The 11,905-nt window shown below is 64.2% G+C and carries 1 protein-coding gene; it reads left to right on the top strand.

The window, feature by feature from the left end; translation table 11 throughout:
• Window positions 1–3: 3 nt before the first annotated feature.
• On the top strand, window positions 4–11,856 hold the full coding sequence (locus tag OSC50_RS14015) for a non-ribosomal peptide synthase/polyketide synthase (protein ID WP_267165218.1): 11,853 nt from the start codon (window positions 4–6) through the stop codon (window positions 11,854–11,856).
• Window positions 11,857–11,905: the final 49 nt, after the last annotated feature.

The raw sequence follows: 11,905 nt of genomic DNA, 5'->3' as shown, positions 1-11,905 counted from the left end.
CCCATGCTTTCCAACCCTAATATCGATCTGGTCTCGCGCTTTCTTCGCCTGCCGCTGGAACAGCGCCAGCAGTTTTATCAGCGCCTGCAAAGTCGCGGCATGAGCTTTGCCCAACTGCCGATAGCCGCGGTTCGCGAGGCCGGCCAATACCTGCCGCTGTCTTATGCCCAGGAACGTCAGTGGTTCCTGTGGCAACTGGACCCGCACAACAGCACTTATCACATCCCAGGTGCCCTGCGCTTGCAGGGGCACCTGGACCTGCCAGCCCTGCAACGCAGTTTCGATACGCTGTTGGCCCGACATGAAAGCCTGCGCACGCATCTGGTTCAGGACGGCGAGCACCTGCTGCAGACCGCAGCGCCCGAGGCGCGCATTTACATCCAGTGCGACAGTGTCAGCGAACAAACCCTGATGGCAAGGGTTGCCGAGGACGTCGCGCGGCCCTTCGATCTGCAGCAGGGCCCGCTGCTACGCGTCAGCCTGCTGCAACTGGCGGCGGATGAGCATGTGCTGGTGCTGGTGCAGCACCATATCGTTTCCGACGGCTGGTCGATGCAGGTGATGGTCGAGGAACTGGTGCAGCTATATGCCGCTTACAGCCAGGGCCAGGACCTGGCATTGCCTGAGCTGCCGATCCAGTACGCCGATTACGCACTGTGGCAGCGGCGGTGGATGGAGGCGGGTGAAAAAGCCCGGCAACTGGCGTACTGGCAGGCGCTGCTGGGGGGCGAGCAACCCGTACTGGAACTGCCTCTGGATCATCCTCGTCCGGCACGGCAAAGCCATCGAGGCGCGGGCCTGCAGGTCCACCTCGGTGCGCAGCGGGTGACAGCGCTCAAGCGCCTGGCGCAGCAAGAAGGCGTGACGTTGTTCATGCTGTTGCTGGCGTCCTTCCAGACCCTGCTGTTTCGCTACAGCGGCCAGGCGGATATTCGCATCGGCGTGCCGACCGCCAACCGCAATCGGGTCGAAACCGAGCGGTTGATCGGCTTTTTCGTCAATACTCAGGTGCTCAAGGCCGACCTCGACGGGCAGATGACGTTTACGCAACTGCTGCAGCAGACCAAGCAACGCGCCCTGCAAGCCCAGGCGCACCAGGATCTGCCGTTCGAACAGTTGGTGGTGGCGTTGCAGCCCGAGCGCAGCTTGAGTCACAACCCGCTGTTCCAAGTGATGTTCAACCACCAGACCGATGCCCAGGGCGGGCGCGGCGGCCAACAGTTACCCGGCCTGCGTGTGACTGAGCTGGAGTGGGACAGCCCCACCACCCATTTCGACCTGAGCCTGGACACCCATGAGTCCGCCGAAGGCATCTGGGCCGCGCTGACCTATGCCACTGACCTGTTCGACGCAACCACTATCGAGCGCCTGGCGCAGCACTGGCAACACCTGCTCGAGGCGCTGGTGAACGAGCCCGGCAACCGTCTGAGTGCGTTGCCGATGCTGGGCACAGCCGAGCACCAGGTGCTGCTGCGGGACTGGAACGCCCCGGCCACCGTCGGCAGCTTGCAGGCCGTGCATCATCTGTTCGAGGCCCAGGCCTTCCGGCAGCCTGAACGCCAGGCTCTGGTCCTCGACGAGCAGGCTCTCAGCTATGGCGAGCTGAACCGCCAGGCCAACCGATTGGCGCACTATCTGATCGCCCAGGGCGTTGGCCCGGAAGTGTTGGTGGGGATCGCGGTCGAGCGCTCGTTGGCCATGGTGGTCAGCCTGTTGGCGGTGCTCAAGGCCGGCGGCGCCTACGTGCCGCTCGACCCCGATTATCCCCGCGAGCGCCTGGTGCATATGCTCCAGGACAGTGGCGTACAGAGGGTGCTGACTCACTCGCACCTGCGTCAGCGTCTGCCGCTGCCGCACGGGGTGACCGCCCTGGATATCGACCAGGCCGAGGCGCAATTGGCGCACTTTGGCGAGCACAACCCCGCAGTCACGTTCGAACCCCACAGCCTCGCGTACGTGATCTATACCTCGGGCTCCACCGGCAAGCCCAAGGGCGTGGCCATCAGTCATGCGGCACTCAGTGAGTTCGCCGGTATCGCGGCCGAGTATTCGCGCCTGGTGCCGCAGGACCGAGTGTTGCAGTTCGCCACCCTGAACTTCGACGGTTTTGTCGAGCAGCTGTACCCGGCCCTGACCCTTGGCGCCACCGTGGTGCTGCGCGGCCCGCAACTGTGGGACGGTGCGCAGCTGTATCGCCAGATCATCGACCAGGGCATTACCCTGGCCGACTTGCCGACAGCTTATTGGAAGTTATTCCTGCACGACTGCCTGGCGGCCGGGCCACGTTCTTACGGTGCCTTGCGCCAGGTCCATATCGGCGGCGAAGCCATGCCGCTGGACGGCCCGGCCCTGTGGCGCCAGGCCGGGCTGGGGGCCGTACGCCTGCTCAATACCTATGGGCCGACCGAAGCCACGGTGGTCTCAAGCACCCTCGACTGCAGCGCCGACAACGTTGTGATTGGCAACAGCGCCAGCCCTATCGGCCGGGCGTTGCGCGGTCGTGGCCTGTATGTGCTCGACGGCAACCTCAATCTGTTGCCGATCGGCGCGGTAGGCGAGTTGTATATCGCCAGTGCCAGCGGCTTGGCCCGCGCTTACCTGCAACGGCCGGACCTGACCGCCGAGCGCTTTGTCGCCGACCCGTTCAGCCGCCTGGGCGAGCGTCTGTACCGCACCGGCGACCTGGCGCGTTACCGCGCCGATGGCGTGATCGAGTATGTCGGGCGGGCCGATCATCAAGTCAAAATCCGCGGCTTCCGCATCGAGCTGGGTGAAATCGAAGCGTTGCTGCTGGCGCAGGACCCGGTGCGCGAAGCGTTGCTGCTGGCAGCCGATAACCAACTGGTGGCGTACCTGGTGCCGACGCAGCCCTTATCTGCCGCGCAGCAGGTTGAAGTCGCCGAGCAGCTCAAGGCCAGCCTGCGCGATCAGTTGCCGGATTACATGGTGCCGGCCCATCTGATCTTCCTCGAACGCATGCCGTTGAACCCCAACGGCAAGCTCGACCGCCAGGCGCTGCCCAAGGCTGATGCGACGTCCATGCAGCCGGCGTGGCAGGCGCCGGTGACGCCCCTGCAGCAGCAGGTAGCAGCCATCTGGGCGTCTATCCTGGGCATGGAGCGCATTGGCCTGAACCAGCACTTCTTCGAATCCGGTGGGCATTCGTTGCTGGCGATGCAGGTGGTCTCGCGCGTTCGCAGCGAGCTGAACCTGGAGGTGCCGCTCAAGACGCTGTTCGAGCAGCCGCGCCTGGAGGGGTTTGTCGCCGCGCTCGACGCGCAGGCCCCTGCTGTATCAACAGCACCGCCGCTGGTCGCGGCCCCACGCGACCAACCGTTGCCGCTGTCCTATGCTCAGGAGCGCCAGTGGTTTCTCTGGCAGTTGGAGCCGCAGAGTGCGGCGTACCACATCCCCAGCGCCCTGCGTTTGAAAGGCACGTTGGATGTGCCGGCGCTGCAACGCAGCTTCGACGCCCTGCTGGCGCGCCATGAAAGCCTGCGCACCCATTTGCGCCAAGAGCACGCGCGTACGGTTCAAGTGATTGAACCGCGCAGGGCGCTGCAGATTGCCCGTGCCGATGTCGATGAGGAAGCGCTCAAGGCCTGGATCGAGGCCGAGATCGCGCAGCCCTTCGATCTGCAACAAGGGCCGTTGATGCGCGTGTCGTTGCTGCGCTTGGCCGAGGATGAGCATGTGCTGGTGCTGGTGCAGCACCATATCGTTTCCGATGGCTGGTCAATGCAAGTGCTGGTCGAGGAACTGGTGCAATTGTATGCCGCCTGCAGCCATGGCCAGACCCCGCAACTGCCGGCGTTGCCGATCCAGTACGCCGACTACGCCGTGTGGCAGCGTCACTGGATGGACGCGGGCGAGAAAGACCGCCAACTGGCGTACTGGCGCGACAGGCTCGGCGGCGAGCAGAGCGTGCTGGAGTTGCCGTTCGACCACCCACGCCCGGCGGTGCAGAGCCACCGTGGTGCGCGCCTGGCCTTCGAACTGGCGCCGACGCTGACCCGCGACCTCAAGGCCCTGGCCCAGCAGCAAGGCGTGACCGTGTTCATGCTGTTGCTGGCATCGTTCCAGACCTTGCTGCACCGCTACAGCGGCCAGGCGCAAATCCGCGTCGGCGTGCCGATTGCCAACCGCAATCGCAGCGAGACCGAGCGACTGATCGGCTTCTTCGTCAACACCCAGGTGCTCACGGCGGACATTGATGGCCAGATGAGCGTCACACAATTGCTGCAGCAGACCCGGCAACGGGCACTTGAAGCCCAGGCCCATCAGGACTTGCCCTTTGAACAACTGGTAGAAGCACTGCAGCCCGAGCGCAGCCTGAGCCATAACCCGCTGTTCCAGGTCATGTTCAACCACCAGACCGATGTGGGTCAGGCTCAAGCGCAGCACCAGTTGCCGCACCTGCGCGTCGAAGGGCTTGAATGGGCAAGCAAGACTGCGCATTTCGACCTGGACCTGGATATTCAGGAGTCCACCGAAGGCATTTGGGCCACTTTGGGGTATGCCCTGGACCTGTTTGAAGCCGGCACCGTGCAACGCATGGCGCGTCACTGGCAGCATCTGTTGCAGGCGATGGTGGCCGACCCGCAGCAAAGCCTGAGCCAATTGAACCTGCTGGACGCCCACGAGCGGCAGCAGATCCTGGCGTTGTGGGACCGCACCGATTCCGGCTTCTCGTCCCGACGCCTGGTGCATGAGTTGTTCGCCGATCGTGCGCGGGAAAATCCCGGCGCCGTGGCGGTGAAATTCTCTACGCAGACCCTCACCTATGGCGAGCTGGACAGCCAGGCCAATCGCCTGGCCCACGCCCTGATCGCCCGTGGCGTCGGCGCGGAAGTGCGCGTAGCCATCGCCATGCCGCGCAGTGCCGAGAGCATGGTGGCGTTCCTGGCGGTCATGAAAGCCGGTGGTGTGTATGTGCCGCTGGATATCGAATACCCGCGCGACCGCCTGCTGTACATGCTGCAGGATAGCCGTGCGCAGTTGCTGCTGACTCATTCGTCGGTGCAACAACGCTTGCCGATCCCGGACGGCTTGCATGTTCTTGCAATCGATCAGACACAGGTCTGGTCCGACAACCGCGCCACCGCGCCAGACGTCGCACTGGACGGCGACAACCTGGCCTACGTGATCTACACCTCCGGCTCCACCGGCCTGCCCAAGGGCGTGGCGGTGGCGCACGGCCCGTTGGTGGCGCATATCATCGCCACCGGCGAGCGCTACGAAACAGGCCCCGACGACTGCGAGCTGCACTTTATGTCGTTCGCCTTCGACGGCTCCCACGAAGGCTGGATGCACCCGCTGATCAACGGCGCCAGCGTGCTGATCCGCGACGACAGCCTATGGTTGCCGGAGTACACCTACGAGCAGATGCACCGCCACCACGTGACCATGGCGGTGTTCCCGCCGGTGTACCTGCAACAGCTGGCCGAGCATGCCGAGCGCGACGGCAACCCGCCGAATGTACGCGTGTACTGCTTTGGCGGCGATGCAGTGGCCCAGGCCAGCTATGACCTGGCCTGGCGCGCGCTCAAACCGACCTACCTGTTCAACGGCTACGGGCCGACCGAAACCGTGGTCACGCCGTTGCTATGGAAGGCCCGCCGAGGCGACCCCTGCGGCGCGGTGTATGCGCCGATCGGCACGTTGCTGGGCAACCGCAGCGGCTACGTCCTGGACGCGCAACTCAACCTGCAACCGATCGGCGTGGCCGGCGAGCTGTACCTGGGCGGCGAGGGCGTGGCGCGCGGTTATCTGGACCGCCCGGCGCTGACCGCCGAACGCTTTGTGCCGGACCCGTTCGGCAAGCCCGGCAGCCGCGTATACCGCAGCGGCGACCTGACCCGTGGCCGCCCGGATGGGGTGGTGGATTATCTGGGCCGCGTTGATCATCAAGTGAAAATCCGAGGCTTCCGTATCGAACTGGGCGAGATCGAAGCGCGCCTGCGCGAACAGGACAGTGTCGGCGAAACCGTGGTGGTGGCCCAGGAAGGACCGCACGGCAAGCAGCTGGTCGCCTATGTGGTGCCGCTGGATGCGCATTTGCTGAGCGACGCCGTGGCCCAAGCCACCTGCCGCGAGAACCTGCGCCGGGCCCTGAAAGCGCGCCTGCCGGACTACATGGTGCCCACGCACCTGATGTTCCTGGAGCACATGCCGCTGACCCCCAACGGCAAGCTCGACCGCAAGGGCCTGCCGGAGCCGGACGTGAGCCAGATGCAGCAGGTGTATGTGGCGCCGCAGAGTGAGTTGGAGCAGCAGATTGCAGCGATCTGGGCGGACGTGCTGCGCCTGCCCCAGGTTGGGTTGCACGATAACTTCTTCGAACTGGGTGGGGATTCGATCATTTCGATCCAGGTGGTCAGTCGCGCGCGCCAGGCCGGCGTGCGGTTTACGCCTAAAGACCTGTTTCAGCACCAGACCGTGCAAAGCCTGGCTTCGGTAGCCCGGCAAGGCGAAGGCGTGACCCTGCTGGACCAGTCGCCACTGAGCGGCGAGTTGTTGCTGTTACCGGTGCAACAGGCGTTTTTTGCCGATGATATTCCTGAGCGCCAGCACTGGAACCAGTCGGTGGTGCTGCACGCGCATCAGCCGTTACAGGCTCCGCTGCTGGTGGCTGCGCTGCAGGCGTTGATCGTGCACCACGATGCATTGCGCTGCAGCTTTACCCAGGGACCGGTCGGCTGGACCGCTGCCTATCGCGAACCGCAGCAGCACCAGGCTGAACAGGTGCTGTGGCAGACCGCGTTGGACAGCGCCGATGAGCTGGATGCATTGGGCGAAGAAGCCCAGCGCAGCCTGGACCTGAGCAACGGCCCGCTGCTGCGTGCGGTGCTGGTTGATCTGGCCGATGGCACCCAGCGTTTATTGCTGGTGATCCACCATCTGGTGGTCGATGGCGTGTCCTGGCGCATCCTGCTGGAGGATTTGCAGACGGCGTATCGCCAGATCGCCGAAGGGCGCACGCCGGTACTGCCGGCCAAGACCAGCGCTACAAGGGCTTGGGCCGAACGCCTGCAAACTTACGCAGCCAGCGCCGCACTGGCGCAACAGCTGGCCTGGTGGCAGGCACAGTTGGACGGCAGCCCGGTCGGCTTACCGGGTGCCGACCCGCAGGCCAGCTTGAGCAATCGTCATGCACTGAGCGTGACCACGCACCTGGATCAGGCATTCACCCGCCGCTTGCTGCAGGACGCGCCCAGTGCTTACCGCACCCAGATCAACGACCTGCTGCTGACCGCCCTGGCGCGCGTCATCGTGCGGTGGAGTGGTGAGTCGTCAATGTTATTACGCCTGGAAGGGCATGGCCGCGAAGACTTGTTCGACGACATCGACCTGACCCGCACCGTCGGTTGGTTCACCAGTCTCTATCCGCTGCAACTGGTGCCGACTGATTCGTTGGCGGATTCGCTCAAGCACATCAAGGAGCAACTGCGCGCGGTGCCCGACAAAGGCTTGGGCTTCGGTGCGCTGCGTTATCTGGGCACGCCCCAGGCTCGCCAAACACTGAGCGAACTGCCGCAACCACGCATCACCTTCAATTACCTGGGGCAGTTCGACGGCAATTTTGATGCGGGCCAAGAGACCGGTTTATTCGCGCCGTGCGCAGACGCCAGCGGTGCGGAGCAAAGCGCCGACGCGCCGCTGGGCAACTGGCTGGAAATCAATGGCCAGGTGTACGGCGGTGAACTGAAGCTGAATTGGAGTTTCAGTCGGCAAATGTTTGCTGAGGCGACCGTGCAACGCTTGGCGGATGACTACACCGAGGAACTCAAGGCGGTAATAGCGCACTGCTGCGAACCGGCCAACCGCGGCGTAACACCGTCGGATTTCCCGTTGGCACAGTTGTCCCAGGCGCAGTTGGACGCGTTGCCGCTGGCTGCGTCCGAAGTCGAAGACCTTTACCCACTGTCGCCGATGCAACAGGGCATGCTGTTCCAATCGCTTTACACACAAGGCGGCGGTGACTACATCAACCAGATGCGGATCGATGTTCAAGGGCTGGACGTAGCGCGCTTCCGCCAGGCCTGGCAGGCGGCGGTGGACAACCACGAGATCCTGCGCAGCGGTTTCCTCTGGCAGACCGAGCTGGAGCAGCCGTTGCAAGTGGTCTACAAGCAGGTACGCCTGCCGTTCGCCGAGCTGGATTGGCAAGGCCGCAGCGACTGTGGCAATGCCCTCGATCATCTCGCCGAATCGGCCAGAGCGCGGGGTTTCGTGTTGGAGCAGGCGCCGCTGTTGAACCTGACGGTGGTGCGAACCGGCACGTCTGACTACCACCTGATCTACACCAATCATCACATCCTGATGGACGGCTGGAGCGGTTCGCAGCTGTTCGGTGAGGTGTTGCAGCATTATGCGGGTGAGCCGCTGCGTGCACCGCTGGGACGTTATCGCGATTACATTGCCTGGCTGCAGGCGCAGGACAGGTCGGTCAGCGAGGCCTTCTGGAAGGCGCAACTGCAAGACCTGCAAGAGCCCACACGCCTGGCCCGCGCGGTCCTGGCCAGCGACCCGGCCTTGACGGTGAACGGTGAGCATCGGTTGCAGCTCGATGCCGCGCGCACCGCGCATCTCAAGGCGTTCGCCCAAAGCAACAAGGTGACCCTCAATACCTTGGTGCAAGCGGCCTGGCTGTTGCTGTTGCGGCATCACACCGGGCAGGCCACCGTGGCGTTCGGCGCCCCGGTGGCCGGCCGCCCGGCGGAGCTGCGAGGGATCGAGCAACAGGTCGGGTTGTTCATCAACACGCTACCGGTGGTGGCGACGCCCGATGCACGCATGACGGTGAGCCAATGGTTGCACCACATCCAGGCCCAGAATGTGCGCTTGCGCGAGCAGGAACACACCCCCCTGTTCGAGATCCAGCGTTGGGCCGGGCTGGGCGGCGAGGCGCTGTTTGACAGCATCCTGGTGTTTGAAAACTACCCGGTGTCCGAAGCGCTGGAACAGGGTGCGCCGTCGGGGTTGCGCTTTGGTGCGGTGCACAGCCTGGAGCAGACCCATTACCCGTTGACCGTGCTGCTGGGCATCGGTGACACCTTGGGGCTTGAGTTCAATTACAGTCGGCACTCTTTTCATGCGGCGCAGATCCAGCGTCTGGCCGAGCACTTTGAGCAATTACTGCAAGCACTGGCGCAAGACGCGTCCCGGTGTCTGGGCGCGCTGCCGTCGCTGGCCCAGGATGAACGCCAGCGCGTGGTGCAGGCCTGGAACGCCACGCACGAGACATATCCGTTGCACCACAGTGTGCATCGGCTTATCGAAGCACAAGTTGAACGTACACCCGATGCCCAGGCCCTGGTGTTCGCCGAGCAGTCTCTGACTTATACCCAGCTCAACCAGCGGGCAAACCGCCTGGCCCATCGTTTGATAGCTGCCGGGGTAGGGCCGGACGTCCTGGTCGGGCTGGCGGTGGAACGTTCCGTCGAGATGGTCGTTGGCCTGCTGGCGGTGCTCAAGGCCGGCGGCGCTTACGTGCCGCTGGACCCGGAATATCCGCGCGAGCGGCTGGCGTACATGCTGCAGGACAGTGGCGTCAAGCTATTGCTGACCCAGGCGCACCTGCTTGAGGACCTGCCGATTCCCCACGGCGTGCAGTACTGGGTGCTGGAGCCAGGCGATGCCTGGTTGCAAGACAGCCAGGCGCACAACCCGCAGGTCGTGGTCGACGGCGAAAACCTGGCCTATGTGATCTACACCTCGGGCTCCACCGGCCAGCCCAAGGGCGCCGGCAATCGGCATTCGGCGCTCACCAACCGGCTGTGCTGGATGCAGCAGGCCTATGGCCTGAACGCCGGCGACAGTGTGTTGCAGAAAACTCCGTTCAGCTTCGACGTGTCGGTATGGGAGTTCTTCTGGCCTTTGCTCACCGGTGCGCGTCTGGTCGTGGCGGCGCCTGGGGATCATCGCGATCCGGCCAGGCTGGTCAACCTGATCAATGCCCGGGGCATCACCACGCTGCACTTCGTGCCGTCCATGCTGCAAGCATTTCTGCAGGACCCCACGGCGGTGACGTGCCACAGCCTGCAACGCATCGTGTGCAGCGGTGAGGCACTGCCGGCAGACACACAACAGCAGGTGTTCGCCAAGCTGCCCCAGGCCGGGTTGTTCAACCTGTATGGACCGACCGAAGCCGCTATCGACGTGACCCACTGGACCTGTGTTGATGACGGCGCCGATGCGGTGCCGATTGGCCGGCCGATTGCCAACCTGACGTGCTACGTGCTGGACGACAATCTGGAACCGACCCCGATAGGCGTACTGGGTGAGCTGTACCTGGGCGGTGCCGGCTTGGCGCGGGGGTATCAGCGTCGTGCCGGGTTGACGGCCGAACGTTTCGTGACCGACCCGTTCGGCAGCGGCGAACGCCTCTACCGGACCGGCGATCTGGCGCGTTATCGCGACAACGGCGTCATCGAGTACGCCGGGCGCATTGATCATCAAGTCAAGCTGCGTGGGCTGCGTATCGAATTGGGCGAAATCGAGGCACGCCTGCTGGAGCACGACAGGGTGCGCGAAGCCGCCGTGCTGGCGGTGGACGGCACGCACCTGGTGGGTTACCTGGTGCTGCATCAGCCGCCGCAAGACTGGAAAGCCTTGATCGGCGCGCATCTGGCGGCGCACTTGCCGGACTACATGGTTCCCACGCAGTGGGTGCTGCTGACACACATGCCGTTGAGCCCCAACGGCAAGTTGGATCGCAAGGCGTTGCCCAAGCCTGAGGTCCACGCGGCACAGGCGTTCGAGGCCCCCCACAGTGAGATCGAATGCCAGGTGGCGGCGATCTGGCGTGACGTGCTGGGGGTTGAGCAAGTAGGGCTTAACGACAACTTCTTCGAGCTGGGTGGCCATTCGCTGCTGGTGCTGATGCTTAAGGAGCGCCTGCGCAAGATCAGCGGCGTCGGTTTGTCGGTCAGCCAGTTGATGCTTAACCCGACCGTGCGTGGACAGGTCAATTGCCTGCACGGTGAGGCGCGGCGCTCCACGATCGTCAAACTCAACAGCCAGGCCCAAGGCACGCCGCTGTTTATGTTCCACCCCAGCTTCGGCGCGGTGCACTGCTACACCGCGATTGCCCTGGCCCTGCGTGAGCAGCGTCCGGTGTACGGCGTGATGTGCCGTGCCCTGGCCGAAGAGGGCACTGCGGTGCCCGAATGGCAAGCAATGGTCGAGGACTACACCGCGCAGCTGTTGATAGCCCAGCCCCAAGGGCCGTTCCGCCTGGCAGGCTGGTCCCTGGGCGGTAATCTGGCGATGGAAGTGGCTTATGGGCTGGAGCAGGCGGGGCGCGCGGTCGAGTTCGTCGGCTGGATCGACGCCGCGCCGCCGCAATGGCTCAAGGCCTACTGGGAGGCTGTAGTAGCCGAGGAGGAACGCCCGGTATCGACCCATGAACGCCGCGCCGCCCTGCTCGGTGTGATGTTCCCGGCGTATGCCGAGCAGATCCACGATGCCTGGCTGCGATGCCAGCGGCTTACCGACGATGAACACGCGCAATTGCACGCGTTCGTGGGCTGGGCCGAGCAGACATTGGGCGAGGCCTTTACTGCGATCAAGCAAGAGCTGTTACGCGGCAATGAGGCGCAGATTTCCTGGGAAGTGGACCGCGCCCTGAGTGAACGCATGCTGGCCGCCGACTTCAAGCCGATCAACGCGCCGCTCAGTTGCTGGTGGGCCTCGTTAAGCCGGGCCGGTCGTTGCAAGGACTTGATCGAGCAACATATGGCGAGCATCCACGGCCAGGGGCGCGTCGAGCGTTCAGTGATGATCGAGACCGATCATGACGGGATCGTCGACAGCGCTGAGTTCATCGCCAGCCTGGTGGCCGCCATGACGTAACGTTGCGACTGAGCCAAACACCCGGGTCCTTGGATCCGGGTTTTTTTCG

Source organism: Pseudomonas quebecensis (genome assembly GCF_026410085.1).
In the GTDB taxonomy this organism is placed as follows: Bacteria; Pseudomonadota; Gammaproteobacteria; order Pseudomonadales; family Pseudomonadaceae; genus Aquipseudomonas; species Aquipseudomonas quebecensis.
This window is presented reverse-complemented; position numbering and strand designations above follow the sequence as displayed.